Annotated in this window: 26 protein-coding genes; 17 read left to right on the forward strand and 9 right to left on the reverse strand. The window is 72.8% G+C overall.

Annotation, left to right across the window (positions count from 1 at the left end):
- The first annotated feature begins 18 nt into the window (after positions 1–18).
- Together ACZ5CW_RS12820 and polX are read left to right on the forward strand one after the other, a co-directional pair.
- Positions 19–2,889, forward strand: a complete 2,871-nt coding sequence (locus ACZ5CW_RS12820) for a pPIWI_RE module domain-containing protein (protein ID WP_468600403.1) — start codon at positions 19–21, stop codon at positions 2,887–2,889.
- Positions 2,890–3,152: 263 nt separating this feature from the next.
- Positions 3,153–4,880: a DNA polymerase/3'-5' exonuclease PolX gene (gene polX, locus ACZ5CW_RS12825; RefSeq protein WP_468600405.1), complete on the forward strand. Its 1,728-nt coding sequence runs from the start codon at positions 3,153–3,155 to the stop codon at positions 4,878–4,880.
- Positions 4,881–4,889: 9 nt separating this feature from the next.
- Here polX and ACZ5CW_RS12830 read toward each other — a convergent pair whose 3' ends face one another.
- Genes ACZ5CW_RS12830 through ACZ5CW_RS12840 form a run of 3 tightly spaced genes read right to left on the reverse strand, consistent with a single transcriptional unit; the run spans position 4,890 to position 7,659 of the window.
- A complete protein-coding gene (locus ACZ5CW_RS12830; RefSeq protein WP_468600407.1) occupies positions 4,890–6,020 on the reverse strand; it encodes a CapA family protein in 1,131 nt (376 codons plus the stop codon).
- A 10-nt stretch (positions 6,021–6,030) separates the two neighbouring features.
- Positions 6,031–7,335 (reverse strand): phosphoribosyltransferase family protein, encoded by a 1,305-nt coding sequence (locus ACZ5CW_RS12835; RefSeq protein ID WP_468600409.1) that lies wholly within the window; start codon positions 7,333–7,335, stop codon positions 6,031–6,033.
- A gap of 12 nt (positions 7,336–7,347) precedes the next feature.
- A complete protein-coding gene (locus ACZ5CW_RS12840; protein ID WP_468600411.1) occupies positions 7,348–7,659 on the reverse strand; it encodes a dsRBD fold-containing protein in 312 nt (103 codons plus the stop codon).
- 172 nt (positions 7,660–7,831) lie between these two features.
- Here ACZ5CW_RS12840 and ACZ5CW_RS12845 point away from each other — a divergent pair, with 172 nt between their 5' ends.
- Positions 7,832–8,215 carry a YchJ family protein gene (locus ACZ5CW_RS12845; RefSeq protein ID WP_468600413.1) on the forward strand — a complete coding sequence of 128 codons (384 nt, stop codon included), beginning with the start codon at positions 7,832–7,834 and terminating at the stop codon, positions 8,213–8,215.
- 77 nt (positions 8,216–8,292) lie between these two features.
- Here ACZ5CW_RS12845 and ACZ5CW_RS12850 read toward each other — a convergent pair whose 3' ends face one another.
- Positions 8,293–8,994: a FadR/GntR family transcriptional regulator gene (locus tag ACZ5CW_RS12850; protein WP_468600415.1), complete on the reverse strand. Its 702-nt coding sequence runs from the start codon at positions 8,992–8,994 to the stop codon at positions 8,293–8,295.
- A gap of 140 nt (positions 8,995–9,134) precedes the next feature.
- On the opposite strand from ACZ5CW_RS12850, the gene ACZ5CW_RS12855 reads away from it, so the two are divergent.
- Genes ACZ5CW_RS12855 through ACZ5CW_RS12870 form a run of 4 tightly spaced genes read left to right on the forward strand, consistent with a single transcriptional unit; the run spans position 9,135 to position 12,904 of the window.
- Complete coding sequence (locus ACZ5CW_RS12855) at positions 9,135–9,653, forward strand: gluconokinase (RefSeq protein WP_468600417.1); 519 nt, start codon at positions 9,135–9,137, stop codon at positions 9,651–9,653.
- Positions 9,654–9,691: 38 nt separating this feature from the next.
- On the forward strand, positions 9,692–11,089 hold the full coding sequence (locus ACZ5CW_RS12860) for a GntT/GntP/DsdX family permease (protein ID WP_468600419.1): 1,398 nt from the start codon (positions 9,692–9,694) through the stop codon (positions 11,087–11,089).
- Positions 11,090–11,102: 13 nt separating this feature from the next.
- The gene (locus tag ACZ5CW_RS12865; protein WP_468600421.1) at positions 11,103–11,864 is read left to right on the forward strand and encodes an SDR family oxidoreductase; all 762 of its coding nucleotides are present in this window, start codon (positions 11,103–11,105) and stop codon (positions 11,862–11,864) included.
- A gap of 14 nt (positions 11,865–11,878) precedes the next feature.
- Complete coding sequence (locus ACZ5CW_RS12870; RefSeq protein WP_468600423.1) at positions 11,879–12,904, forward strand: L-idonate 5-dehydrogenase; 1,026 nt, start codon at positions 11,879–11,881, stop codon at positions 12,902–12,904.
- Positions 12,905–12,915: 11 nt separating this feature from the next.
- Here the strand turns inward: ACZ5CW_RS12870 and ACZ5CW_RS12875 are convergent, their stop codons facing one another.
- The 4 genes from ACZ5CW_RS12875 to ACZ5CW_RS12890 form a co-directional block, all read right to left on the reverse strand.
- On the reverse strand, positions 12,916–13,086 hold the full coding sequence (locus ACZ5CW_RS12875) for a hypothetical protein (protein WP_468600425.1): 171 nt from the start codon (positions 13,084–13,086) through the stop codon (positions 12,916–12,918).
- A gap of 183 nt (positions 13,087–13,269) precedes the next feature.
- Positions 13,270–13,896 carry a cytochrome b/b6 domain-containing protein gene (locus tag ACZ5CW_RS12880; RefSeq protein ID WP_468600427.1) on the reverse strand — a complete coding sequence of 209 codons (627 nt, stop codon included), beginning with the start codon at positions 13,894–13,896 and terminating at the stop codon, positions 13,270–13,272.
- Positions 13,880–14,608: a molybdopterin-dependent oxidoreductase gene (locus tag ACZ5CW_RS12885; protein ID WP_468600429.1), complete on the reverse strand. Its 729-nt coding sequence runs from the start codon at positions 14,606–14,608 to the stop codon at positions 13,880–13,882. The genes ACZ5CW_RS12880 and ACZ5CW_RS12885 overlap by 17 nt, the downstream gene beginning before the upstream one ends.
- Positions 14,609–14,744: 136 nt before the next feature.
- Entirely contained in the window at positions 14,745–15,719 is a 975-nt protein-coding gene (locus ACZ5CW_RS12890; RefSeq protein ID WP_468600431.1) for a hypothetical protein, read from the reverse strand.
- A gap of 386 nt (positions 15,720–16,105) precedes the next feature.
- Between ACZ5CW_RS12890 and ACZ5CW_RS12895 the strand changes: the two genes are divergently transcribed.
- Genes ACZ5CW_RS12895 through ACZ5CW_RS12910 form a run of 4 tightly spaced genes read left to right on the forward strand, consistent with a single transcriptional unit; the run spans position 16,106 to position 18,293 of the window.
- Positions 16,106–17,002, forward strand: coding sequence for a DMT family transporter (locus ACZ5CW_RS12895; protein WP_468600433.1), 897 nt, complete (start codon positions 16,106–16,108; stop codon positions 17,000–17,002).
- 50 nt (positions 17,003–17,052) lie between these two features.
- Positions 17,053–17,568 carry an NUDIX hydrolase gene (locus ACZ5CW_RS12900; protein ID WP_468600435.1) on the forward strand — a complete coding sequence of 172 codons (516 nt, stop codon included), beginning with the start codon at positions 17,053–17,055 and terminating at the stop codon, positions 17,566–17,568.
- 21 nt (positions 17,569–17,589) lie between these two features.
- Positions 17,590–17,982, forward strand: a complete 393-nt coding sequence (locus ACZ5CW_RS12905) for a YidH family protein (RefSeq protein WP_468600437.1) — start codon at positions 17,590–17,592, stop codon at positions 17,980–17,982.
- Positions 17,970–18,293 carry a DUF202 domain-containing protein gene (locus tag ACZ5CW_RS12910; RefSeq protein WP_468600439.1) on the forward strand — a complete coding sequence of 108 codons (324 nt, stop codon included), beginning with the start codon at positions 17,970–17,972 and terminating at the stop codon, positions 18,291–18,293. The genes ACZ5CW_RS12905 and ACZ5CW_RS12910 overlap by 13 nt, the downstream gene beginning before the upstream one ends.
- A gap of 4 nt (positions 18,294–18,297) precedes the next feature.
- Here ACZ5CW_RS12910 and ACZ5CW_RS12915 read toward each other — a convergent pair whose 3' ends face one another.
- Positions 18,298–19,248: an NADP-dependent oxidoreductase gene (locus tag ACZ5CW_RS12915; RefSeq protein ID WP_468600441.1), complete on the reverse strand. Its 951-nt coding sequence runs from the start codon at positions 19,246–19,248 to the stop codon at positions 18,298–18,300.
- Positions 19,249–19,361: 113 nt separating this feature from the next.
- Here ACZ5CW_RS12915 and ACZ5CW_RS12920 point away from each other — a divergent pair, with 113 nt between their 5' ends.
- From ACZ5CW_RS12920 to ACZ5CW_RS12945, 6 genes are all read left to right on the forward strand, one after another.
- On the forward strand, positions 19,362–19,661 hold the full coding sequence (locus tag ACZ5CW_RS12920; RefSeq protein WP_468600443.1) for a hypothetical protein: 300 nt from the start codon (positions 19,362–19,364) through the stop codon (positions 19,659–19,661).
- A 162-nt stretch (positions 19,662–19,823) separates the two neighbouring features.
- Positions 19,824–20,846, forward strand: coding sequence for a phosphotransferase family protein (locus tag ACZ5CW_RS12925; RefSeq protein WP_468600445.1), 1,023 nt, complete (start codon positions 19,824–19,826; stop codon positions 20,844–20,846).
- Between the two features lie 6 nt (positions 20,847–20,852).
- On the forward strand, positions 20,853–22,067 hold the full coding sequence (locus ACZ5CW_RS12930) for an acyl-CoA dehydrogenase family protein (protein WP_468600447.1): 1,215 nt from the start codon (positions 20,853–20,855) through the stop codon (positions 22,065–22,067).
- Between the two features lie 139 nt (positions 22,068–22,206).
- A complete protein-coding gene (locus tag ACZ5CW_RS12935) occupies positions 22,207–23,892 on the forward strand; it encodes a helix-turn-helix domain-containing protein (protein ID WP_468600449.1) in 1,686 nt (561 codons plus the stop codon).
- Positions 23,893–24,129: 237 nt separating this feature from the next.
- Positions 24,130–25,491 (forward strand): type III PLP-dependent enzyme domain-containing protein, encoded by a 1,362-nt coding sequence (locus ACZ5CW_RS12940; RefSeq protein WP_468600451.1) that lies wholly within the window; start codon positions 24,130–24,132, stop codon positions 25,489–25,491.
- 11 nt (positions 25,492–25,502) lie between these two features.
- Positions 25,503–25,709, forward strand: a complete 207-nt coding sequence (locus ACZ5CW_RS12945; protein WP_468600453.1) for a hypothetical protein — start codon at positions 25,503–25,505, stop codon at positions 25,707–25,709.

A 25,709-nucleotide genomic window follows, 5' to 3' on the forward strand; every position in this document is an offset into this window, starting at 1 on the left:
CCGAGGAGAACCGACACCATGGCCTACCAGTACAACCGTCCGGCGGCGTACCTGCCCGACCCGGCACGGGGACCCTTCGTCTTCCCGATGCACACGCTCTCCCTGCCCGCCCACTGGGAGGAACCACTCCTGCGCCTTTACCACGGCGGAATGACAGAGGGGCAGGCCGAGCGACGGCGCCGCGTACCCACAGCGGCTGTCAACCAGCTGATGCGCGCCACCGCGCCGGACATCGTCACGGTCGACTCCACGGCACGGTTCGGTTCGGAGAACCCCTGGCTGTACTGCCAGGACGCGTACCCGATGGCGGTGACGAACCTCTACATCGCCACCTGGCTCAGGAGCCTCCCGCGCGATGCCGGCGATCCCGAGACCGCGGCCCTGCTGATGAACTGCTTTCGTGACCTCGACACCGCGGCTCTCAGCTGGCGGCCCGGCAGGGTCGACCTCCTCGAGCAGAAGGTGTCGCCCGGAGGAACCGCTCTGCCCGCGCCCCACGTGTACCGGTTGCTTCCCGACGTCCTCGCCGAAAGGATCGCGCGCCAGGGACCGTACGAACACCACGGGCAGCAGCTGTCGTTCCGACAGGTCGCCGGCCGCACGGGGGCCAGGGGGCAGGGAAGCGGGGGTGCCGAGCTGATGTCGAACGTGATCGAGTACGTACCCGGGCGGCGTGGTGGCGGCGACGGCAAGCCGGCCTACTACGCGGCGACCCTCCGCATCACCGTGCGCACCGTTCCCTTCTCACCCGTCCCGCGCGTCCACGTGGCCGCCGGCGTACGTCGGTTCGCCACCGGCAAGGTCTACATGCCGTACGGCAAGGGCGTGTCCGCGTACCTGCTCCCGGACGACTCCCTCGTCCACGATGGCCCGCAGTCGCAGCGTTTCGCCGTCGCCATGCTGGAGTGGAAGAACGGCACCACGGACTGGCGTCAGGGCGGAGCAGAAGGAATGCTCGCCGGGATCAGCGCACTCGACGCACTGCCGTCCCCGGACCGGCTGGTGAAGGAGGCCGACCACTGGATCCACGGCCGGGACGGCATCCGGATCGCGATCGGGCACCAGGCGGCCATGGGCAGGCACACGATCGGCACCGGACTGATGCCCAGTGAACGCCGACGGCTGATCGAGTGGGCGGAGCAGGCGATCGCTCCCGAGTTCGTCTCCGTTCCGAAGCTCGAGCGCAGTGCGTACGCGCGGCCGCCCAAGAAGCAGCTCAAGAAGCTGACGTCCATTCCCAAGAACATGGAAGAGAAGGATCCCGAAGAGCGCGCGGTCATCCTGGACCAGCGTGAGCTGAACGCGGCCCACAACGCTCAGGTTCTGCGGGCACGCCTGGCCGAAGCCCTCGAAAGGGAAGACCTCACCGCGGTCGTGCTCCACCAGAACGATGCCATCCGCGATCAGATGATCGCAGCGGCGGAAATGGGGCTGGGGCTGGCCGGGCACCGGCACGCGCAAGGCCCCGATACCTGGGTGTGGGAGGCGGAGGAGCTGACCGTCCGGCTGCACGCGCGGCCCCTGGGCGCTCTCGGCGCACCGCTGGGAGGCGACAGCGTGCCGCGCCGGGGGCAGGAGCACGACAAGGCCATCGAGGAGCGCCGTATCGGTGTCGCGCGGGCCATGGCCGCCTTGCGGGAAGCCGTACCCGGGGTGCGGCTGGCCTTCGTGGAGCTCGACGGGCAGGATGCCTTCCGCCACGCCAAGCGACGGACCGACCCCAAGCACGCGATCCGCCTCGGCTGCGCGGACGCAGGCCTGGTGACCCAGTTCATCCGTCCACCAGACCCGGATGCGGAGACGGAGGAGGCTCTCGCCGATGCTGGTCTGCGTGCCGCCGCGGCCTGGTCGGACGGCCTGCGCCAGACCGGTATGCGGCTGGTGCCCCAGCACACGCTCGGTGACACGCTCATCCCCGCGAACCTGAACCAGGTGGCCTTCCACCTCGTGGAACGCCGCCTTGACGGGCCCACAGGCAAGCAGCAGTTCACGCCGATCGCGGTGCTCATCCGACCGGGCGCGAAATGCGTGCTGGGCAAGTCGGCCGACATGCACGCATGGGTGCCGTACCCCGAACTCCTCAAGTCTTTGACGGGAAGGGTCGAAGGCAAGAAGAACAGCGCGGAGCAGTCGGCCCTCATGGCGGCCTTCGTCAAGAAGACTCTCGCGCAGCTGCGCAGTACCCCGACGCTCGTTCTGACCCACGCCCAGGACGTCCGGAAGCGCTGGCCATGGCTGAGGAACGACGGGCTGGAACGGGACAGGCTCGGCCTCGACGGGGGTCCCGTTCAGCGGATCGGTCTGTACGGCAAGCAGCTTCGTATCGTTCGGATCGCCGATGGCAGCCGGGACGAAACGGCACAGTGCTGGGCCGAGGCGGAGGAACGCTCTCCCAAGTTGGAGGGCCAGCAGCGTGGGGGCATCGCGATGGGGCTGTGGCGGCCCGGAGTGCGGGGTGACTCGGACCGCGTCTTCTACAGCACGACCGGCAAGTCCGGCTCGCAGCCAAATCTCACCAACGACGACGCCAAACTCACTCCGCACACCAACGCCTCGGGCAACAACGCCTACCGGCCGACGGCGAACGCCTGGAATCCGGACCTCCTCGAACTGACCGTTGCGTGCCTTCAGCCCGGTGACGATGCGGAGGCATGGGCCGCATTCGTCCACCAGCAGCGTTTCAGCGAGGACTACCGTGCTGGTCGCGAGGGGTTGGCTCTGCCCTTGATCCTCCATCTCGCGCGACTCGCGGACGATTACGCTCTGCCTCACGAGATCGAGGAGGCTTTGGACCCGACGGAGCCCCAGGCTGCGGCCGCGCCGGACGACGCTCTGTCGGGCCAGCTGGCCTTCGACTTCGACCTCGATGACGGGGATGACGACGAATGAAGCTTCCCGCTGAGGAGTCGAGGGAGTCTCACCCCTCGTCTCCTCAGCGGGTAAGGCCCCTACTACCTCAGGGGCGTAGGTGCGGGTTCAATAAATGCATATGCATGTTCTCGGGGAGTGATCTTGCGGGCCGCGGGAACCTCAACATCAATTGGCTCTGTTGCGCCTGGTCAAGGGAACTCGTGAACGACCCACCAGCGAGGCCCCCGCTCTGCGGGGGCCTTTCGCGTGCCCCGGCGACCGGGGCTTCCTAGACTTGAGGGGTGGCTCGGCGCAACGAGGAGGTCGAGGCGCTCCTGCGGGAGTACGCCGACCTCGTCGCGATCACGGGAGGCGACGCCTTCAAGGCGCGCGCCTACGAGAAGGCGGCGCGTGCCATCGGCGGCCATCCCGCCGACATCGCGCGGATGGACGCCGAGGGGCTCAGGGAGATCCCGAACGTGGGCCGGTCGATCGCCGAGAAGGTGGTCGAGTATCTGAGCACCGGGAAGATGGCGGTGGTCGAGGAGCGCCGGGCCGCGATCCCGGCCGGGGTGCGGGAGCTGATCACGATCCCCACCCTGGGTCCCAGGAAGGCGCTGCGGCTCTACGAGGACCTGCGCATCTCGTCGGTGGACGAGCTGGCCGCGGCCATCGACGCGGACGCGCTGGCCGACCTGAAGGGCTTCGGCGAGAAGACGCAGGAGAACATCCGGCACGGCATCGAGCTGCTCCGGCAGGCGGGCGCCCGGGTGCCGCTGGCGTCGGCCCTGGGGACGGCCGAGGAGATCGTCGCCGCGCTGTCCGGGGTGCGGGGCTGCGAGCGCTGTGCCTACGCCGGTTCGCTGCGGCGTGCGCGGGAGACCGTCGGGGATCTCGACGTGCTGGTCGCGGCGGAGCGGTCGGCGCCGTTCATGGCGGCGCTGTGCGAACTGCCGGCCACCGCCGAGGTGATCGCGCGGGGCACGAAGAAGACGTCGGTGCGCACGGCCGAGGGGCTCCAGGTCGACCTGCGGGTGCTGCCGCCCGAGTCGTGGGGCGCCGGGATGCAGTACTTCACCGGTTCCAAGGCGCACAACATCCGTACCCGCACCATCGCGGTGCACCAGGGGCTGAAGCTGTCGGAGTACGGCCTGTTCGACACCGAGAGCGGGGAGGCGGTCGCGTCCCGGACCGAGGAGGAGGTGTACGCCCGGCTGGGGCTGTCGTGGATCCCGCCGACGCTGCGGGAGGACCGCGGGGAGATCGAGGCGGCGCTGCGCGGTGAGCTGCCCGAGCTGGTGACCGAGCGGGACATCCGTGGTGACCTGCACACCCACACCGACCTCACGGACGGGCTCGCCCCGCTGGAGGCGATGGTGGAGGCGGCCGCCGCGCGCGGTTACGCCTACTACGCGGTCACCGACCACGCGCCGAATCTGTACATGCAGCGGATGACCGAGGAGAAGATCCTCGCGCAGCGGGAGCGGCTGCGGGAGCTGGACGGCGCCCATCGCCGGATGCGGCTGCTGCACGGCACGGAGCTGAACATCGGCCCGGACGGAGAGGTGGACTGGCCAAAGGAGTTCCTGGCCGGTTTCGATCTGTGCGTGGCCTCGCTGCACTCCCACTTCGACCAGGGCCGCGCGGCCATGACCAGGCGGCTGGTGCGGGCCTGCGAGCACCCGTACGTCAACGTCATCGGGCATCCGACGACCCGGCTCATCGGCAGGCGGCCGGGGGTCGACGCCGACTGGGAGGAGGTGTTCGCGGCCTGCGCGCGCGCCGGCACCGCGCTGGAGGTCAACGCCCAGCCGGACCGGCTGGACCTGTGCGACGAGGACATCCTGCGGGCCAGGGCGTACGGGGTGAGGTTCGCGGTGGACTCCGACGCGCACTCCGTCCCGCACCTGGCGCAGCTGCGCTACGGCGTCGGCACCGCGCAGCGCGGCTGGCTCACCCGGGACGACGTGATCAACACCTGGCCGCTGACCCGGCTGCGCAGCTTCCTGCGCAAGGGCGGGCGGCGCTGACGCCCGGCCTCACAGCGGCGCGTCCGCCCGCAGGGGCCGTACCGTGAGTGTGCCGGTGTCCCCGTGCTCGACCCGGGTGCCGAGGGCGCGGGCGTGGCGGTCGAGGACGCCGCACAGCCAGGCGGTGTCCTCGGCACGGGCGTGCTCCAGGCGCAACCGGCGTGCCTGGAGCGGCACCATGCGTACACGGGTCAGCCGGCCGGTGCCCGGCTCGACCGACACCAGGTACAGCAGCCGCAGGTCGTCGCGGTAGCGCCGGTAGCCGCCGATGCCCTCGTAGTCGTCGACGAGGTCGCCGCAGCCGTACAGGACGAGCCTGCCCCGGTAGACCTCCGGCGGGCGCGGATGGTGCGAGGAGTGCCCGTGGACGACGTCGACGCCCGCGTCGACGAGCGCGTGGGCGAAGCGGACCTCGCCGCGGGAGACGGCGTAGCCCCAGTTGGGGCCCCAGTGGACGGACGCGACGACGATGTCGCCGGGCCGCTCGACCTGCCGCAGGCGGTCGGCGAAGTCCGCCGCGGCGGCCGCGGTCGGCGCGGCCACCAGGGCCACGCCGGGCCGTTCGGCGGTGGCGGCCCAGCTGGGCGGGATCCCGCTGGAGGGCATCCCGAAGGCGAAGACCAGGACGCGGCCGGCCGGTCGCAGCGGGACGACCGCCGGGCGGTGGGCCGCGACCGCGTCCCGGCCGGCTCCGGCGGTGCGCAGGCCGGCCGCCGCCAGGGAGTCCAGCGTCTCCTCGAGTCCGCGCGGCCCGAAGTCCAGCACGTGGTTGTTGGCGAGGACGCAGACGTCGGGCCGGGCCGCGGCGAGGCTGGGCAGGTTGGCCGGATGCATCCGGTAGTGGACGCCCTTGCCGGGCGCGAAGTCGCCGTCCTGGGTGACGGCCGTCTCCAGATTGATCACCCGTACGTCGGGCGCGGCACGCTCCAGGACGGGCAGGGCCTCGCCCCAGGGCCAGGTGTGGTCCACGGGCCGGGGTATCGGTCCGTTCGCGGCCTCCGCGAGGGCGACGTAGTCCCGGGCGTCGTGCACGTAGTCCTCCCGCAGGGCGGGAGCGCCGGGGTGCGGGAGGATCTGGTCGACCCCTCTGCCGAGCATGACGTCACCCGCGAGGCACAGGGTGACGGCTTCCTCCCGCATGGCTGCCGCACTAGACGTGCGCGGGTGCCATGTGGTCCGTGAACCAGTCGCGGGCCAGTTCGGTCACCCTCTCCAGCGTGCCGGGCTCCTCGAAGAGATGGGTGGCACGGGGGACCACCTCGAGCCGGTTCTCGCACCGGAGCCGGGCCTGTGCCTCCCGGTTGAGTTCGAGCACCAGCGGATCGGCGCCGCCGACGACGAGCAGGGTGGGTGCCGTGACGGCGGCGAGCCGAGGTCCGGCGAGATCGGGCCGGCCGCCGCGGGAGACGACCGCGGCGGGCCCCGCGGAGGGGTCGGCGGCGGCCCACAGCGCGGCGGCCGCGCCGGTGCTGGCGCCGAAGTACCCGACGGGGAGCCCCTCGACGTCGGGTTCCTCGCGCACCCAGCGGGTGGCGTCCAGCAGCCGGGCGGCCAGCAGCGCGATGTCGAAGACGTTGCCCCGGTCGGCCTCCTCGGCGTCGGTGAGCAGATCGAACAGCAGGGTGCCGAGCCCGGCCCGCTGCAGGCCCTCGGCCACGAACCGGTTGCGGGGGCTGTGCCGGCTGCTGCCGCTGCCGTGGGCGAAGGCCACGAGGCCGGTGGCGCCGTCGGGCACGGTGAGGTGTCCGCCCAGCCGTACGGCACCGGCCGTGACCGTCACCTCCCGGCCGGTGGATCCGGCGCCCGCGGTGCGCCGGTGGCGGCGTGCGGCCTGCCGCAGGCAGGCGGTGACCTCCTCGTCGTCGACCTGGGCGAAGTCGGCGTAGAACTGGCCGACGGCGGCGAAGTCCCACGGGGTGTCCAGGCAGACCAGCTCGTCGGCTTCCGTGCCCAGCCGGCGGGCGAAGCTCCTCGGGGCCACGGGGACCGCCAGCACGATGCGGGCCGCGCCGCGGGCGCGGGCGATCCGGCAGGCGGCCCGCGCGGTGGAACCGGTGGCCACTCCGTCGTCCACCACGAGGGCGGTCCGGCCGGCCACGGAGAGGGGGGCGGTCTCACCCCGGTAGCGCGCGGCCCGATCCAGCAGGACCCGGCGTTCGCGTTCCTCGACCCGTGCGAGGTCCGCCTCGCCGACCCCGGTCCCTCTGAGCACCTCGTCGTTGATCACGCGTACGCCGTCCTCGCCGATCGCTCCCATCCCCAGCTCCGGCTGGTACGGCACGCCCAGTTTCCGCACCAGGCAGATGTCAAGGGGGGCGTCGAGCGCCTCGGCGACCTCGGCGGCGACCGGCACACCTCCGCGCGGCAGCCCCAGCACCACCACGTCCTGGCCCCTGAGGTACTCCAGGCGGGCGCCGAGCCGCCGTCCCGCTTCGAGACGGTTCCTGAAGTGCACGGTGGGGCTCCTTCACTCCCGGGGCAGCCACAGCGGCGCCGGGCCCTCCGTCTCGGCGGCTCCCGTCGCCTTCATGTCCCCGTCGGCGGCCCGCAGCAGCATGCGGCCCATGGCGATGAGGGCACGTCCGGCGGCGAGTTCGTCGCCGATGTCCGGCATCGCCGGGTCGTAGGGGTTGCGGCGGGCCTCCGCGTGGCTCTCCATGACGTTGTCGCCGGTGTCCAGGATGATCCGGGCCGTGGTGTCCGGGTCGTGCTCGGACAGGTACAGGTTCAGCCGCCACTCCTTGACGGCCGGGGGACGGCTGCTCACGGGTCGGGTCATCGTCGGCCACCTCGCTCCGCGGGTCGTGCCGCGAGGGGCCGCCGGTCGTCGCCGGTCCGTCGCGGCTGGTCACGCGGTTCCCCGCGCCCCTGGGGGCGCGGCGACTGCGCCCCTTCCACTGTGCACCCGGTCCGAGGCGGACGCCTCCCCTGGTGGGGGCAGAATGAGGGCCATGACCACGCGCCTCTGCCCCTGCGGGCTCGCCCAGTCCTACGACGCCTGCTGTGGCCGCTTCCACGCGGGTTCGGCCGCCGCGCCGACCGCGGAGGCGCTGATGCGGTCGCGGTACTGCGCCTTCGTGAAGGGGGACGCGGGGTATCTGCTGCGGACGTGGCACCCCCGGACCCGGCCGGAGCGGCTGGACCTCGATCCCGGGATGAAGTGGACCGGTCTGGAGATCCTGGACGGCACCGACGGGTCGGCCTTCCACACCACGGGGACGGTGACCTTCCGGGCCTCCTACCGCGGCGGTTCGCTGCTGGAGCGGAGCCGGTTCGAGCGGGTGGAGGGGGCGTGGGTGTACGTCGACGGGGACTTTCCCGAGGAGCGCGGGTGACGACCGCCCCAGGTGTGCTGTCCGGACGGCACACCTAGGGGGCTTCGCCGGATCAGCCCGGGTCCGAACGAGACCGCCTAGGGCGCCAGGATGTCCAGTTCCTGGAGGGCGCCCACGGTGATCTCGCGGGTCAGTTCCTCCGCGCGGACCGCGTCGCCCGCGCGGACCGCCTCAGCCACCCGCACGTGCAGGGTGACGGCCGCCGGGTCGGGGTCCTCGAACATGACCTCGTGATGGGTGCGGCCGGTCAGGACCTCCGCGACGACGTCGCCGAGGCGGGCGAACATCTCGTTGCCCGACGCGGCGAGGATGACCCGGTGGAAGGCGACGTCGTGGACCAGGTACGCCTCCAGTCTGTGGCCGCGTGAGTTGGCCACCATGCCGAGCGCGCACTCGGTGAGTTCGGCGCACTGCTCGGCGCTGGCGTGCTTGGCGGCGAGGCCCGCGGCGACCGGTTCGATCGCGGACCGCAGCACGGTGAGGGAGCGCAGCTGGTGCGGGCGGTCGGCGCCGGCCAGACGCCAGCGGATGACCTGCGGGTCGTAGACGTTCCACTCGGCCTTCGGGCGGACGGTGACGCCCACCCGGCGGCGGGACTCGACCAGGTGCATGGATTCGAGCACGCGGACCGCCTCGCGCATCACGGAGCGTGACACCTCGAAGTGCTGGGCGAGTTCGTCGGTGCGCAGCACGCTGCCCGGCGGGTACTCGCCCGCCGTGATCGCGGGGCCGAGGGTGTCCAGTACGTGGCCGTGCAGCCCTCGGCCCGGTGTGCTCATGCACTCAGCGTACGGCCTGGATCACAGAGACAAAAAGTCAGACTTATATGTCACACACTCTTGAATTCGTCGTACCTAATGCGTTTCAGTGTGGCGACGCCGATGTGGCGTCGGATGTCGAGGAAGACAGCGAGGCAGTGATGCGTACCCCCCAGGTCCTCGTCGTGATGGGCGTCGCGGGGACGGGCAAGACCACGATCGGTCCCTTGCTCGCCGCGCGACTGGGCGTGCCGTACGCCGAGGGCGACGACTTCCACCCGAAGGCCAACATCGACAAGATGTCGGCCGGGATCCCGCTCGACGACAGCGACAGGTGGCCGTGGCTGGACGCCATCGGGCACTGGGCCCACGGGCGGGCCGGACTCGGCGGGGTGGTCAGCAGCTCGGCGCTGAAGCGGTCCTACCGTGACCGGCTCAGGGCCGTGGCTCCCGGAATCGTGTTCGTGCATCTCACGGGCGACCGGAAGCTGATCGAGGACCGGATGAGGGAGCGACGGGGGCACTTCATGCCGACGGCGCTGCTGGACTCCCAGTTCGCGACGCTGCAGCCCCTGGAGCCGGACGAGGCGGGCGTCGCCGTCGACGTCAGCGGCGGCCCCCAGGAGATCACCGAACGCGCCGTGCAGGCGCTGGCCGCGCTTTCCCTCGCATCCGAGTAACACCTCACCCCCGTCCCCCCGTTTCGCAAGGGAACCCCGTGACCAGACTCAGCGTCGAGATGCTGGCAGCGGACGCGCCTCCGCCGATCACCTCCGCCGGACACGCCCAGCTGGGCATCGCCGTCCTGGTGGGCATCGCCGTGATCGTCCTGCTCATCACCAAGTTCAAGCTCCATGCCTTCCTGGCCCTGACCATCGGGTCACTGGTGCTCGGAGCGGTCGCCGGAGCACCGCTCGACAAGGCGATCGTCAGCTTCACCACCGGGCTCGGCACCACCGTGGCCGGCGTCGGCGTCCTGATCGCGCTCGGGGCGATCCTGGGCAAGCTGCTCGCCGACTCCGGAGGCGCCGACCAGATCGTCGACACGATCCTCGCCAAGGCCGGCGGGCGCACCATGCCCTGGGCGATGGTGCTGATCGCCTCCGTGATCGGCCTGCCGCTGTTCTTCGAGGTCGGCATCGTGCTGCTGATCCCGGTCGTACTGATGGTCGCCAAGCGCGGCAACTACTCCCTGATGCGCATCGGCATCCCCGCCCTCGCCGGTCTGTCCGTGATGCACGGCCTGATCCCGCCGCACCCCGGCCCGCTGGTCGCCATCGACGCGGTCGGTGCCAACCTGGGCGTGACCCTGGCGCTCGGCATCCTCGTCGCCCTACCCACGGTGATCATCGCCGGTCCGCTGTTCTCGAAGGTCGCGGCCCGCTGGGTCGACGTCCCGGCCCCCGACCGGATGCTGCCGCAGCGCCCCTCGGAGGAGCTGGAGCGCCGTCCCGGCTTCGGCGCGACCCTCGCCACCATGCTGCTGCCGGTGGTGCTGATGCTGGCCAAGGCGCTGGTGGACATCGTCGTCGACGACACCGCCGACGCCACCCAGCGCGTCTTCGACCTCATCGGTTCCCCGCTGATCGCCCTGCTGGTCGCCGTGCTCGTCGGATTCTTCACGCTGGGCCGGCCCGCCGGGTTCAGCAAGGAGCGGCTGCAGCAGACCGTCGAGAAGGGTCTGATGCCCATCGCCGGCATCCTGTTGATCGTCGGCGCCGGCGGCGGCTTCAAGCAGACGCTGATCGACTCCGGTGTGGGCCAGATGATCCTGGACATCTCCAAGGACTGGTCGATCCCGGCGCTGCTGCTGGCCTGGCTGATCGCGGTGGCGATCCGGCTGGCGACCGGCTCGGCGACGGTGGCGACGGTCTCGGCGGCCGGTCTGGTGGCGCCGCTCGCGGCCGACATGTCGACCACCCACGCGGCCCTCCTCGTGCTGGCGATCGGTGCCGGCTCGCTCTTCTTCAGCCATGTCAACGACGCGGGTTTCTGGCTGGTGAAGGAGTACTTCGGGCTGAGTGTCGGACAGACCGTCAAGACCTGGTCGGTGATGGAGACGATCATCTCGGTGGTCGCCGGAGGCCTGGTCCTGCTGTTGTCCCTCGTGATCTAGGAGCGGTACGGCGATGACGGCTCACCCCCTCTTCGACATCGGCGGCCGTACGGCCCTGGTCACGGGCTCCAGCCGGGGCATCGGCCTCGCGCTGGCCCGGGGCCTGGCCGAGGCCGGCTGCACCGTCGTCCTCAACGGACGCGACGGCGACCGCCTGGCCGAGGCCGCGGCGGACCTCCCCGGTGACGTCCGCACGGCGGTGTTCGACGTGACCGACGGCCCGGCCGTGGCCGCCGGGATCGCCGACGTCGAGGAGCGGGTGGGCCCGCTCGACATCCTCGTCAACAACGCGGGCATGCAACTGCGCGCCCCGCTGCTGGAGTTCACCGACCCCGACTGGCACCGCATCCTGGACACCAACCTCACCAGCGCCTTCCTGGTCGGCCGGGAGGCCGCCCGGCGGATGACGGAACGCGGCCACGGAAAGATCATCAACATCTGCTCGCTGCAGAGCGAGGTGGTCCGGCCGGGCATCGCGCCGTACGCGGCGACCAAGGGCGCGCTGAAGATGCTCACCAAGGGCATGTGCGCGGACTGGGGACCCCATGGCGTCCAGGTCAACGGACTCGGGCCCGGCTACATCGAGACCGAGCTGACCCGGCCGCTGGTCGAGGACGAGGAGTTCAGCACGTGGGTGCGCGGGCGCACCCCGGCCGGCCGCTGGGGCCGTACCGAGGACCTCGTGGGCGGGCTGCTCTTCCTCGCCTCGCCCGCGGCGGACTTCGTCGGCGGGCAGGTGCTGTACGTCGACGGCGGCATGACGAGCGTGTTGTGAAAGGGGCGGCGGGCATGCTGGGTTGCGTGATCCACGGCGCGGGCGACCTGCGGGTGGCGGAGCTGCCGGCCCCCGAGCCGGGTCCCGGCGAGGCGCTGGTGGCCGTCCGGTACGGCGGGGTGTGCGGGTCCGATCTGCACTACTGGCGGCACGGCGGGGTCGGGGACTTCCGGCTCCGGGAGCCGATGGTGCTCGGGCACGAGGTGGTCGGCACGGTGGTCTCCTACGGTCCCGGGGCCACCGGTCCCGAACCGGGGACGGCGGTCGCCGTGCACCCGGCCACGCCGTGCGGGGTCTGCCCGGAGTGCGCCGACGGGCGGGCCAACGTCTGCCGCGACACACGGTATCTGGGCAGCGCGGCCCGCTTCCCGCACGTACAGGGCGGCTTCGCGGCCCAGGTGGCCGTACCGGCGCGGCAGTTGAGGGTCGTGCCGGACGGACTCGGGCTGCGGCGGGCCGCGCTCGCCGAGCCGATGGCGGTGGCGCTGCACGCGGTGCGGCGGGCCGGGGACGTGTCCGGCCGGCATGTGCTGGTGACCGGGGCCGGGCCGATCGGGTGCCTGGTGGTCGCGGCGGCGAAGGCGGCCGGTGCGGCGCGGGTGACGGTGACCGACCTGGTACCGCAGGCGCTGCGGTACGCGGCCGTCGCCGGGGCCGACACGCCCGTACGGGCCGACGACCCGGACGACTCCGGGTGGCCGCAGGAGGTGGACGTGGCCGTCGAGGCGTCGGGGGTGGCGGCCGGTCTCGACACGTGCCTTCGGCTGGTGCGGCGCGGGGGTGTGGTCGTCCAGCTCGGGATGCTGCCGCCGGGGCAGAGCCCGTTCGCCGGGAACCTGGTGGTGAGCCGGGAGATCGAGCTGCGCGGGGCGTTCCGGTTCGCCGCCGAGTTCGACGAGGCGCTGGAACTGCTGGCGGCCCGGGCGGAGTTCGACGGGCTGGTCAGTACCGTGGTGCCCGTGACGGATGCCGAGGGCGCGTTCGCGCTCGCCGCCGACCGGGCACGGTCGTGCAAGGTGCTGCTGGACTTCGCCGGCTGAGCCGCGCCCGCCTAGTGGACGATGCGGGCGACCGCCCCGTCCTCGGGGTTCCCGTACGCCGAGATGAGCTGCGCGTCGCTCATGCGGTCGACTTCCTCGCTTCGCCGGACGGGGAAGATCACGTGGGCGTCCTTGTCGGTCCAGTACTCGACGACGCGGAGGGTGTCGGTGGCTCGGCTCATCCTGTGCTCCCTTGTGGCGCGTGGGGTTCAGGGTGCTTCCTCGCCCGCCGAAGGGTCAACAGGAATCGGGGCTTCCATTTTCCTTTCTGGAAGCGTAGGTTCCGCTTACCCCGCGTCGGCGCCCCACGAGGCGCCGTCGGCCCGCCGGTCCCGGGACGGCGGGCCGCGCGGGGGCCAAAGCCATCAGGGACGCCACAAGGGGTGCTCCCGCTCCGCCCACTCCCTCGTCACCGTCCCCGTCCGCAGCCCCCTTCTCGCCTCCGGGTCACCGAGGGCCATGCCGATGTGACCCGCGAGGACCACGCCGATGGTCAGGGCCAGCCAGTCGTGGACGAACGTGGCCGAGGTCCGCCACATCAGCGGCGTGAGGCGGGTGAACCACATCATCAGGCCCGTGCCGAGCATGACCAGCGTCGCCCCGGCGATCCAGGCCGCGTAGACCTTCTGGCCGGCGTTGAACTTCCCGGCCGGGCGCGAGGCGTGCCGTCTGTCGCGGCGCAGGGCGGCGCGCAGCCAGAGCCGGTCGTGCGGGCCGAAGCGGTTCAGGAAGCGCAGGTCGGTGCGGAAGGCGCGGGAGGCGAGGCCCAGCAGGACGGGCACCGGCAGCGCGAGGCCCGCCCACTCGTGGACGCGGACGACCAGTTCGCGGCGGCCGACCATGACCGCCAGCTGCGGGATGTACAGGAACGCCGCGGTCACCACGCACACGCCCATCAGCGCCGCCGTCGTACGGTGCACCCACCGCTCGGCCCGGCCGAAGCGGCGGACCCGGGCGCCCGGCGGTGCCGTGGTCTCAGCTCGTAGGCTCATCGGTCCGTCCGTTCGAGCGGCCGACCCAGGCGTCGACGTCGTATCCGCGGTCCTCCCAGTAGCCGGGCGTGACCCGGTCGGTGACCGTGATCCCGGACAGCCATTTGGCGGACTTGTAGAAGTACATCGGGGCGACGTAGAGACGGACCGGGCCGCCGTGGTCGTGACCGATGTCCTTGTCCTGCATGCGCAGGGCGACCAGCACGTCCGGGCGGCGGGCCTGGTCCAGGGTGAGGCTCTCGGTGTAGGTGCCGTCGAAGCAGGTGAAGCGGAGCGCCTTGGCGGAGGGGCGGACCCCGGCGGCGTCCAGCAGGCGGGAGAGGCGGACGCCCTCGAAGGGGGTGCCGGGAACCCGCCAGCCCGTGACGCACTGCACGTCCCTGACCAGCCGGGTCCGTGGCAGGGCGCGCAGTTCGGCGAGGGTGTAGCCGCGCGGGTGGTCGACCAGTCCGTCGATGGTGAGGCGGTAGTCGGCGGCACTTCTGTGCGGGACGGAAGCGGCGACGGAGTAGTAGCGGAAGCCGCCGCCGTTGGGCAGCAGGCCGGTCAGACCCGTGGGGTCCTGGCCGGCGACGCTGCCGAGGAAGCCTTCGAGGCCGCGTTGGAGCGGGGGCGCGGCGATGACGCCGAGCGCGCCCAGGCCGAGGGTGCCGAGGAAGACGCGGCGACCGATCGGCCGGCCGTCCCGCTCCTCGGGTTGTTCGGGGTTCACGTGTTCATTCGAGCACTCGGGGCCCTGCGGGGCCAGGGATCGGGGTCGCCGGTCAGATTTTCGTCATCACTTCTCGTCTGCTCTCGTCCGCGTTCTGGCTCCACGTTCTTGTCCACGTCCCGAAGACCGCTTTTTCTCACTGGCCGAGCGCATGGACGCGGGCCGCGTGGAAGGCCGCCAGGGGGTCGCGGTGCGCGTACGACCAGGGTGCCGGGGTGGCGTGCTCGCCGATGCGCCGGAACAGGGCCGCCGCCTCGGCCGGGCGGCCGGCGCAGGACAGGGCGAAGGCGAGGTGGTTGAGGTCGAGGTGGCGGCGGGGGTGCTCGTCGTGCTCCCACTCCAGCCACCAGTCGAAGCCGGCACGCAGGATCCGGCGGGCCCGGGGCCCGGTCCAGTGCCCGGAGGCGGCCGGGTCGGCCGGGGCGAGGCCGGTGGCGGCGAGGACCCGGTAGCGCTCGGCGTACGCGACGACCGGCAGGACGGCCAGCGGGGAGTCGGCGGGCGCCTCGGCGGCCGCCTGCTCGGCGAGGTCGTACACCTCGTGCGCCTCGGCCCGGCCGCCCGGGGGCCGTTCGGCGAGGCGGGCGATCAGCAGGTGGTGGGCGTGGTGGTGCTCGGGGTGGCGGCGGCGCAGCTCGGCGAAGGCGCCGAGGACCTCGCGCTCCGGGCCGAGGGCGCGGGCGAGCAGCAGCAGGCCGAGCCAGGGGGTGGGGTCGGCGGGGGCGAGCGCGGCGGCCGTGGCGCAGGCCTCGCGGGCCCGGTCGGGGTCCTCCTTGCCGCGCCGGGCACGCCGGACGAGAGCCAGGGCGTACAGCGCGGCGGCGTCGGCGGACCCGGGCTCGGCCCGCACCCAGTCCTGCGCCCAGGCGGCGGCGTAGGGCTCCCGCGCGAGCACGGCGAGGCGGTGGCCGCGGCGGTCCCAGTCGTCGCCGGTGTGCAGCAGCAGGGAGCGGGCGGCCTGCCGGCGGCCCTGCGCCAATGCGGCCCGGGCGGTGCGCAGCTCCGCGTCGTCGAGGGCGTCGTCGAAGGCGCCTCGGCCGTCCGGGGCGGTGTCGCCGGGCGGATCCGTGGGGGCCCGGCGAGCGCCGAGCAGAGGCGGGATTGGGGGCACCGCGGGTCTTCCTGTTTCTCGGGCTGCCATCGGCCGATCACTCACAGCAAACCCGGAGCCAAGGATCACGTCAAGCGGAACCGGAGTGTTGCTGGCTTCAACTTCCGTGCCAGGAGGGGCACTTGGGGAACCGGCGGGCGGGCCGGCGGTCCCTGTTCAGCGGTTCCGGGTGGATTTGTGTGGCGTAGGCCATGGCGCCGGGCGGCCCGGCCACGGACGATGACCGGACGGTCCCGCCGCCACCCCCGATCCGACCCGCGACCGACCGGGCAGCGTGACCGAGTCAACCGCCCGTTCCGGGTACTCTCCGGGTCAATGCCGTCCCGGGAGCACTACAGTCGGCCACTGCGCGTCCGTGGTCCGGCCGGATGATCGAGGTACGCAGCGTGTCCGTTCCGGTACTCCTTCTCTCCGTGGGTGCGGCCTGCTGTCTGGGCTTCGGGTTCGTGCTCCAGCAGAACGCCGCCCAGCGGGCACCGCTCAACGACTTCCTCTCTCCCCGGCTGCTGCTCGACCTGATGCGGGTGCCGCGCTGGCTGGGCGGCCTCGGTCTGATGGTGGCCGGCATGGTGCTGGGCGCGATCGCGCTCGGCAAGGGGGAGATCTCCCTGGTCGAGCCGCTGCTCGCCACCAATCTGCTGTTCGCGCTCGCCCTCTCCCGTCATCAGACCAGACAGCCGCTGGGCCGCCAGGGCTGGGCCGGACTGCTGCTGCTCGCGGGAGGGGTGAGCGCGTTCATCACGGCGGGCGAACCGCGTGGCGGCAGCGCCATCGGCGATCCGCTGCGGCACTGGCTGATCATCGGTGCCATGGTGGGCGCGGCGCTCGTGCTCACCGCGTACGGCAAGCGCTCCCGGCTGAGCTGGGGCCCGGTGCTGCTGGCCACCGCCGCCGGACTGCTGTACGGAGTGCAGGACGCGCTGACCCGGGTGAGCGGCACCCGCTTCTCCGAGGGCGGCCTCACGGAGCTGTTCACCGGCTGGCAGCCGTACGGCGTGCTGGCGTGCGGGGTCACCGGGCTGATCCTGGTGCAGAGCGCGTTCGAGACGGCGCCCCTGCGCATGTCGCTGCCCGCGCTCACCGCCGCCGAGCCGCTCGCCGGGATCCTGTGCGGGGTGGGCTTCCTCGGTGACCGGCTGCGCACCGACACCGGGGCGCTGGCCTGGGAGGCGGCCGGGCTCGCGGCCGTGGTCGCGGGCATCGTGCTGCTCGGACTGCACCCGGCGATGCCCTGCGGTGCGACGGAGGCCGAACCCCCGGCCCGAAACCTGCAGCGGCGCTGAGCGGGGCCGCCCCCGGCACCGGCGCCGCGGGCGCCTGCTTGGATGAGGGCATGAACCCCGCTGACGAGATCCTCGACATCGTCGACGAGAACGACCAGGTCGTCGCCCAGTACCCGCGCGGCGAGGCGTACGCCCTCGGGCTGCGCCACCGCTGCGTGTTCATCCAGGCCCGGGACGCGGCCGGCCGGCTCTTCGTGCACCGGCGCACGGCGACCAAGCTGGTGTTCCCGGCCCTGTACGACATGTTCGTCGGCGGGGTCGTCGGGGCGGGCGAGTCCTACGACGAGGCGGCCCTGCGGGAGGCCGAGGAGGAGCTGGGCGTGAGCGGCCTTCCCCGGCCGGCCTTCCTCTTCAAGTTCCTGTACGAGGACGGGGCCGGGAACAGCTGGTGGTCGGCGGTGTACGAGGTCCGCTGCGAGCTGCCGGTACGGCCCCAGACGGAGGAGGTCCAGTGGTACGACTTCCTGTCCGAGGAGGAGGTCGGGCGGCGGCTCGGGGAGTGGGAGTGGGTGCCCGACGGGCTGGCCGCGTACGAGCGGCTACGGGCGTGGCGGGCCGGCCGGTGAGGCGCCGGTAGGGTCCTCGGCGTGAGCGAATTCGTACGGAACATCCGGCTGTGGTTCGCGCCGGAGCAGGTGCGGGAGGAGGGTGGCACGCCCGACTACCGGTTCTCGCTGGCCAACGAGCGCACCTTTCTCGCCTGGCTGCGGACCGCGCTGGCGCTGATCGGCGGCGGATTCGCGGTGGACCAGTTCCTGCCCGACCTGCGCTGGGCATGGCGGGTCGGTCTCGCGCTCGCGCTGCTGGGGGCCGGTGTGCTGTGTTCCCTGCGCGCGGTGAACCACTGGGTGCGCTGCGAGCGGGCGATGCGGCGCGGCGAGGACCTGCCCGCGTCCCGGTTCCCGGCGCTGCTGAGCCTGGTCGTCGCGGTGGTGGCCGTCGCGATGGTCGTCGTGGTGCTGGTCGGATGGGAGGGGTGAGCGCCGAGGACCGGGATCCGGGGCTGCAGCCGGAGCGGACCCGGCTGGCCTGGCGCCGTACGACCCTGTCGGCCACGGTGGCCGCGGTACTCGGCGTGAAGGCCGCGCTGCACGGCGGGCTGACGGCCGTCGGCCTCGTGATGTGCGCCCTGTGCTGTGCGCTCTGGCTCGGCTTCCTGACGGTGGCCCACCACCGGATCCGCGCCCTGGCGGCCGGGGCCCGGCCGCCCGCCCTCGCGCCGCGGCACGCGACGGCCGCGGTGCTGTGCGCCGTGGCGACGGCGGTGTGCGCGGCCGTCCTCGTCCTCTGACGGGCTACGCCGGGCCGCCTTCGGTCCTCCGGTCCACCGTCACCACGATCTTCCCGCGGGTACGGCCCTCCTGGTTCAGCCGGTGCGCGTCCGCCGCCCGCTCCAGCGGGAACGCCTCCTGGACGTGCACGGACACCACCCCCCGCTCGGCCAGCTCGGAGAGTTTCCCCAGGTCCTCGGCGTCCGGCCGGACGAACCAGTAGCGACCGCCGTGACTCACCACCTCCGGGTCGGCGATCGACGCCAGGCGGCCCTCGGAGGCGAGCAGCGCGGCGGAGGCCTTGAGGGTGTCGCCGCCGATGGTGTCGAAGACCGCGTCCACGCCCTCCGGGGCGAGTCCGCGCACCCGTTCGGCCAGGCCCTCGCCGTAGCTCACCGGCTCGCCGCCGAGGCCGCGTACGTAGTCGTGGTTGCGCTCGCTCGCGGTGCCGATCACCCGGGCACCGAGGTGGGCGGCGATCTGCACGGCCAGGGAGCCGACGCCGCCGGCCGCCGCGTGCACCAGCACGGTCTCGCCGCGCCCGACCTCCAGCGCCTTGACGAGCACCTGGTAGGCGGTGAGCCCGGCCAGCGGGAGTCCGGCGGCCTCCTCGAAGGAGAGGTTGCGCGGCTTGCGGGCGAGCGTGCGGACGGGCGCGGCGACGTACTCGGCGAAGGTGCCCCGGGACAGGAAGTCCTCACGGACGTACCCGATGACCTCGTCGCCGACGGAGAACTCCGTGACCGAGGCACCGGGCCGCACGACCACCCCGCTGACGTCCCAGCCGGGGACCACCGGGAACACGGCGTCCAGGAGCGCGTCGAGATAGCCCTCGCGGCACTTCCAGTCGACCGGATTGACGGCCGCCGCACGCACCTCGACCAGCACCTGGTCGGGGCCGACCTTGGGGTCGCGCACCTCGCCGTACTCCAGCACCTCGGGTCCGCCGTAGCGGCGGTAGCTGATGCCTTTCATGCCCACGACCCTCCGGGGTACTCGGGCGCCACGCAACCGGGATGCCCTGATATGCACCTTTCCCGTGGCAGCCTGACCGTCGTCAGCACCCCTGTACCCCGAAGGCGAGCACCATGACCACCCTTCACCAGGAACACACCGAGCACGGGACACACAGCCACGGTCCGGACTGCGGGCACCCGGCCGTGCCGCACGGCGACCACCTCGACTACGCGCACGACGGCCATCTGCACCGGGAGCACGAGGGCCACTGGGACGAGTGCGAGCCGGCCGGGCACACCGCGCACACGGGCCATGAGCACGTGCACCACGACGAGTGCGGGCACGCACAGGTGCGGCACGGCGACCATGTCGACTATCTGCACGACGGACACCGGCACGCCGAGCACGGCGACCACTGGGACGACCACTGACCCAGCCGGAACGACGGCTCCCCGCCAGCGCGCCGGGGGGCCGTCGGCCTATGGTGGCTCCGGTCACGTTTCGCGTCTCGTTCGGCACATGCACTGGACGACATACCGACCGGTCGGCATCATGAGTCGGGTGATTGTCAACCCGTTCGTAGGAGTGCTGATATGAGCGCCGACCACCCGCCCGGACTCGACCTGGACCGGCTGCGCGCCCTGCTCGACCGCGCGCGCCCCGGTCTGGTGAACGGCCCCCTGACCGGCCGGCTGATCGAGGGCGGACGGTCGAACCTCACCTACGCGCTCTCCGACGGCACCTCGAAGTGGGTCGTACGGCGGCCCCCGCTCGGCCATGTCCTCGCCACCGCCCACGACATGAAGCGCGAGCACCGGGTGATCAGCGCCCTGCATCCGACCCGGGTGCCGGTCCCGCGGCCGGTGCTGCTGTGCGAGGACGAGGAGGTGCTCGGGGCGCCGTTCTACGTCATGGAGTTCGTCGCCGGCACCCCGTACCGCACCGCCGATCAGCTCGCGCCGCTCGGTGCGGAGCGCACCCGGGACGCGGTGCTGTCCCTGGTCGACACCCTCGTGGAACTGCACGCGGTGGACCCCGCCGAGGTGGGCCTCGAGGACTTCGGCCGCCCGGAGGGCTTCCTGGACCGGCAGCTGCGCCGCTGGGGCAAGCAGCTGGACGCCTCCCGCAACCGCGACCTGCCCGGCATCGACGAGCTGCACGCGGCCCTGGGCCGGGAGCTGCCCCGCTCCCCCGCCCCCACGGTCGTGCACGGCGACTACCGCCTCGACAACGTCCTGATCGGGGACGACGACCGGATCAAGGCGATCCTCGACTGGGAGATGTCGACGCTCGGCGATCCGCTGACCGACCTGGGCCTGCTGGTGATGTACAGCCAGCCGCTCGGCACGCCCGACTCCCCCGTCTCCACCACCGCCGAGGCGCCGGGGCACCCCACCCCGCAGGAGCTGATCGAGCGGTACGCCGCGCGCTCGGGGCGCGACGTCTCGGCCGTCTCCTGGTACACGGCGTTCGCCTGGTTCAAGCTCGCCGTGATCCTGGAGGGCATCCACTACCGCTACACGCTGGGCCAGACGGTCGGGCAGGGCTTCGACCGCATCGGCGACCTCGTGCCCGTCTTCATCGACCACGGACTGACCACTCTTCAGGAAGGCTGACCGCACATGGACTTCGCGTTCGACGCGCGCACCGAGGAACTGCGCGCCAGGCTCCTCGCCTTCATGGACGAGTACGTCTACCCGGCCGAGGCCGTCGCCGAGGAGCAGCGGGCCGCGCTGGCGTCGCCCTGGGACACCCCGGCCGTGGTCGGGGAGCTGAAGGCGGAGGCCCGCAGGCAGGGCCTGTGGAACCTCTTCCTCCCCGACGCCGAGCACGGCGCCGGGCTGACGAACCTCCAGTACGCGCCGCTCGCCGAGATCACCGGCCGCTCCCCGCACCTCGCGCCGACCGCGACGAACTGTGCCGCGCCCGACACCGGCAACATGGAAGTGCTGGCGCAGTTCGGCGACGAGCGGCAGAAGAAGCAGTGGCTGGAGCCGCTGCTGGCGGGCGAGATCCGCTCGGCGTTCGCGATGACCGAGCCGGAGGTCGCCTCCTCCGACGCCACGAACATCACCACGCACATCGAGCGGGACGGCGACGAGTACGTCATCACCGGCCGCAAGTGGTACATCTCCGGGGCGATGAACCCGGACTGCACGATCTTCATCGTGATGGGCAAGACGGACCCGGACGGCGCGGACATCCGGCGTCAGCAGTCCATGGTCCTGGTGCCGCGCGACACCCCGGGCGTGAGGGTCGAGCGCGCCATGCAGGTCTTCGGCTACGAGGACCACTCGCACGGCGGCCACGCCGAGGTGGTCTTCGACCACGCGCGCGTGCCGGTGTCGAACCTGATCGGCGAGGAGGGCGGCGGCTTCGCCATCGCCCAGGCAAGGCTGGGCCCCGGCCGGATCCACCACTGCATGCGGCTGATCGGCATGGCCGAGCGGGCGATCGAGCTGATGTGCCGGCGGAGCGTCTCCCGTACCGCGTTCGGCAAGGCGCTGGCGCAGCAGGGTGTGGTGCAGAACTGGATCGCCGACGCGCGGGTCACCGTGGAGCAGCTGCGGCTGCTGGTGCTGAAGACCGCCTGGCTGATGGACACCGTCGGCAACAGGGGCGCCCACACGGAGATCCAGGCCATCAAGATCGCCACCCCGCGCGCGGTGGTCGGCATCCTGGACCGCGCGATCCAGCTGCACGGCGCGGGCGGCGTGAGCCAGGACTTCCCGCTCGCCGAGCTGTACGCGAGCGCCCGCACCCTGATGCTCGCCGACGGTCCGGACGAGGTGCACCAGCGGTCGCTGGCACGCCGGGAGCTGAAGAAGTACCTCTGAGAAGGCACCGGCAGGGGGCGGCCTTCGCGGAGGGCCGCCCCCTGTGTCTCCCCGCGCCGTTGAGCGTGCGGCCCGTCTGTGATGTCGTACCTCTTCCGGAACCTGCCCGGGGGCCGGCGGAGCGTCGAGTGGGGGAAGCATGACGGACCTGCGGGAGCACCCGGAGTGGAGCAGGGCCGGGGAGTCCCGGGTGACCTTGGAGCGGCTGCTGTCCGTCGTGGGCCCGGGGGTCCTGGAACTGGATGCGGCACCGGAGGGGCTGGCGGTGCACGTGGGCGGCGTCGGCGTACTGGACGTGCTGGACCCCGAGATCAGGCCGGGGGTGCTGTTACTCGCGGTCGGCGTCGACGCGAAGTCGGCCCAGGCGCTGGACGTCGTGCGCCGGGCCGGTGCCGCGGGAGCCACCGGAGTGGTGTTCGGCCCCGACCGTCCCGAGGGGGCCGGCGCCGCGCTGCGGTCGGTCGCCGAGGAGGCCGGCGCCGCGGTGCTGTTCCGCACCGCCTGGTGCCCGTGGGACCAGTTGGTGGGCGTACTGCGGGCCGGGCTGGCCTCGGCGGGGGTGCCGCCGGTGCCGGCGGCGGCCGGGCCGGCTCTGGGGGATCTCGACGGGCTCGCCGATGCGGTGGCCGCCCTGGTCGGCGGCTCGGTGACCATCGAGGACACGGAGTCCCGCGTCCTGGCGCACTCGTCGACCGAGGAGAACGTGGACGAGATGCGCCGGCTGACCATCCTGGGGCGGCGCGTGCCGCCCTGGCGGGTGGCCGCCATGCGGGAGGCGGGGCTGTTCCGCGCCCTGTGGACGACGGACGACGTGCTGCACCGGCGGGCCCAGGGGGACAACCCGGAGCGCCTGGTGTGTGCCGTCCGGGCGGGCGGCGAGGTGCTGGGGTCCGTCTGGGTGGCCGCGGTCGCCGGCCGGCCGCTGGCCCCGAACGCGGCGGAGGCCCTGCGCGCGGCGTCCCGGGCGGCCGCCGCCCACCTGCTGCACCACCGCACCCGCGGCGCCGACAGCCGTCAGGTGGAGGACGCGGCGCGGGCGCTGCTGGAGGAGCGGGGGTCCGCCGAACTCCTGGCCGAGCGCATGGCGTTGCCGGCGCAGGAGCCGTGCGCCGTGCTGGCGGTGGGGCTCGGCGGCAGCGCTCCCGAGCGGGCGCCGGCCGAGGACCCCTCGAGAATGTACGGCCTGCTCAGCCTGCACTGCACGGCGCTCGGCCACCGGATGGTGGTCGTGCCGGCGGGCGGCAGGGCCCTGGTCCTGGTGGGCGCGCTGGACCGGGACCCGCAGGCGGCCCGTGAGCAGGTGACGAAGCTCGGGACGTCGCTGGCCGCACAGCTGACGGCCGCGACCGGCAGACAGGTGGGAGTGGGACTGGGCGAGGTGGTCCCCGCGCTGGCCGCGGCGGCCGGGTCGCGCCGGGACGCCGAGCTGGCTCTCCGGGCCCTCACCGGCGCTGAGGACGGCCGCACCGTGGCACGCGTCGAGGACGTGGCGGACACGATCGGCATCCTGGAGGTGGTCGAGGCGCTGCGGGACGTGCGGCTGCCGCCGGGGACATCGGTGGAACGGCTGGCCGCGTCCGACGCCGAGCAGGGCGGACGTCTCGTGGAGACCCTGCGGGCCTACCTCGACCACTTCGGAGACGTGTCCGCCGCCGCCCGCAGCCTCTCGCTGCACCCCAACAGCCTGCGCTACCGGCTGGGCCGGATCGCCAAGGTCTCCGGGCTCGACCTCGACAGCCCCGACGCCCGTCTGCTGGCACAGCTGCAACTGCGGCTGGGGGAGCACGGCCCGGGTCCGAGGCCGGGACCACCGGCGGGGCCGTGACGGCCGTGACGCCGCCGGCCGGTCCGTCGTTCGTCCGCACCAACGACGGGCGCCTTTCTCGTCGGCGCCCACAACGGCGCGGCCCGCGCGGTGCGGCGGTGCCGTCCGGCGACGGCCGGGGCAGGGACACCTCTGCCGAATCGACGAAGACGGCCGGCGGGCCCGGGGACCAGCCTGGGACTGTGCCCGGGGACCACTCCCCCGGGCCCCCGCGATCCCGACTTCGGAAGGCTCACCATGACCGCTGTGTCCCCCGCCGCCGCGCGGCGTGAACGCATCCTGCAGGAGGCCGTACGGCAGGGGCTGCTGGACCCGGAAGAGGCCCTGCCGGCCGCCTTCGTCGACCTCGACGGGGTCGCGGCCACGGTCGGTGCCCTGCGCGACGCCTTTCCCGGCGCGCCCGAACTGCCGGGCGTCCTGCACACGTTCGCCGCGAAGGCCAACTGCCTCGTGCCCGTGCTCGCGGAGCTGGAAGGGCTCGGCATGGGCTGTGAGGTCGCGACCGCGGGCGAGCTGGCCAGGGCGCTGGCGGCCGGCTTCCCCGCCGAACGGATCGTGTTCGACGCTCCCGCCAAGACCCGGGCGGAGCTGGAGCGGGCCCTGGCCCTCGGGGTGGCCGTCAACGCGGACAACTTCCAGGAACTCGAGCGCATCGCGCAGGTACTCGCGCGCCGCCCCTCGACGTCACGGATCGGGGTGCGCCTGAACTGCCAGATCGGCGGTGGCAGCATCGCCGCGATGAGCACCGCCACGAGCACCTCGAAGTTCGGGATCCCGCTGGCGGACCCGGGCAACCGGGAACGGCTGATGCGGGCGTTCGGCGAGCACCCGTGGCTGACCTGGGTGCACACGCACACCGGCTCCCAGGGCTGCCCGCTCGACCTCATGGCGCGCGGGGTGGCGCAGGCGGTGGACTTCGCCGACCAGGTCGAGGCGGCCTTCGGCCCGGGCCGGATCGAGGGCATCGACATCGGTGGCGGGCTTCCCGTCAACTTCGCCGACGACGAGGTCACGCCCACGTTCGCGGCGTACGTCGAACAGTTGCGGGCCCACGCCCCGATGCTCTTCGAGGGCCGGTACCGGGTCGTCACCGAGTTCGGCCGCTCCCTCCTCGCCAAGAACGGTTTCCTGGCCGCGTACGTCGAGTACACCAAGAGCGCCGGGGGCCGCCCGATCGCCGTCACCCACGCGGGCGTGCAGGTCGCCACCCGGACCGTGTTCAACCCGGACGCCTGGCCGCTGCGGATCGAGGCGCACGACGGTCACGGCACGGCCCGGCGGGAGCGGCCCGTGCGCCAGGACGTCGCGGGTCCCGCCTGCTTCGCCGGCGACCTGCTGGCACGCGACCGCGCGCTGCCGTTGCTCCGGCCCGGCGACCTGGTCGTCGTCCCGGACACCGGCGCCTACTACTTCTCGACGCCGTTCCACTACAACAGCCTGCCCGAACCGGCGGTGCACGGCGTCCGTGTGCTCGCGGACGGCCGGACCGACTTCACGCTCATCCGTCCCGCGCAGGACCCGTGGCAGCTGTCGGACCGGGACGGCGTGCGCACGCCGTCCCGGGAGCCGGCGGGCGCCCCGGCCAGCGGCGCCAGGTGAGGAGCCCGAACGTGTCCCAGCCCGACCGTACGCGGCCCGAACGGGACGGGCCGCTCCTCACTCAGCGCGCCGCTCTGGTGTTCCTGCTGGCCGTGCTGGCGGGCGTCGGTGCCACCGTCCTGGCAGCGCTGGCGGGCAGTCCGTGGCCGGCCGCGGTGAGCGTGGGCTGCGGCGCGGCCGCCCCGGCCGTCCTGTTCTTCAGGGAGATCATCGGCTAG

It is taken from the genome of Streptomyces sp. NPDC031379, from assembly GCF_055569615.1.

Coding starts and splice junctions, on each gene's coding strand:
- ACZ5CW_RS12830 (WP_468600407.1), bottom strand. CDS start 6,020: ATGCGGGAGGAAGCCGTCACCCTGTGCCTCGCGGGTGACGTCATGCTC.
- ACZ5CW_RS12935 (WP_468600449.1), top strand. CDS start 22,207: ATGACGGACCTGCGGGAGCACCCGGAGTGGAGCAGGGCCGGGGAGTCC.
- ACZ5CW_RS12875 (WP_468600425.1), bottom strand. CDS start 13,086: ATGAGCCGAGCCACCGACACCCTCCGCGTCGTCGAGTACTGGACCGAC.
- ACZ5CW_RS12925 (WP_468600445.1), top strand. CDS start 19,824: ATGAGCGCCGACCACCCGCCCGGACTCGACCTGGACCGGCTGCGCGCC.
- ACZ5CW_RS12920 (WP_468600443.1), top strand. CDS start 19,362: ATGACCACCCTTCACCAGGAACACACCGAGCACGGGACACACAGCCAC.
- ACZ5CW_RS12855 (WP_468600417.1), top strand. CDS start 9,135: ATGCGTACCCCCCAGGTCCTCGTCGTGATGGGCGTCGCGGGGACGGGC.
- ACZ5CW_RS12865 (WP_468600421.1), top strand. CDS start 11,103: ATGACGGCTCACCCCCTCTTCGACATCGGCGGCCGTACGGCCCTGGTC.
- ACZ5CW_RS12940 (WP_468600451.1), top strand. CDS start 24,130: ATGACCGCTGTGTCCCCCGCCGCCGCGCGGCGTGAACGCATCCTGCAG.
- ACZ5CW_RS12845 (WP_468600413.1), top strand. CDS start 7,832: ATGACCACGCGCCTCTGCCCCTGCGGGCTCGCCCAGTCCTACGACGCC.
- ACZ5CW_RS12850 (WP_468600415.1), bottom strand. CDS start 8,994: ATGAGCACACCGGGCCGAGGGCTGCACGGCCACGTACTGGACACCCTC.
- ACZ5CW_RS12820 (WP_468600403.1), top strand. CDS start 19: ATGGCCTACCAGTACAACCGTCCGGCGGCGTACCTGCCCGACCCGGCA.
- ACZ5CW_RS12880 (WP_468600427.1), bottom strand. CDS start 13,896: ATGAGCCTACGAGCTGAGACCACGGCACCGCCGGGCGCCCGGGTCCGC.
- ACZ5CW_RS12900 (WP_468600435.1), top strand. CDS start 17,053: ATGAACCCCGCTGACGAGATCCTCGACATCGTCGACGAGAACGACCAG.
- ACZ5CW_RS12840 (WP_468600411.1), bottom strand. CDS start 7,659: ATGACCCGACCCGTGAGCAGCCGTCCCCCGGCCGTCAAGGAGTGGCGG.
- ACZ5CW_RS12930 (WP_468600447.1), top strand. CDS start 20,853: ATGGACTTCGCGTTCGACGCGCGCACCGAGGAACTGCGCGCCAGGCTC.
- ACZ5CW_RS12915 (WP_468600441.1), bottom strand. CDS start 19,248: ATGAAAGGCATCAGCTACCGCCGCTACGGCGGACCCGAGGTGCTGGAG.
- ACZ5CW_RS12870 (WP_468600423.1), top strand. CDS start 11,879: ATGCTGGGTTGCGTGATCCACGGCGCGGGCGACCTGCGGGTGGCGGAG.
- ACZ5CW_RS12910 (WP_468600439.1), top strand. CDS start 17,970: ATGGGAGGGGTGAGCGCCGAGGACCGGGATCCGGGGCTGCAGCCGGAG.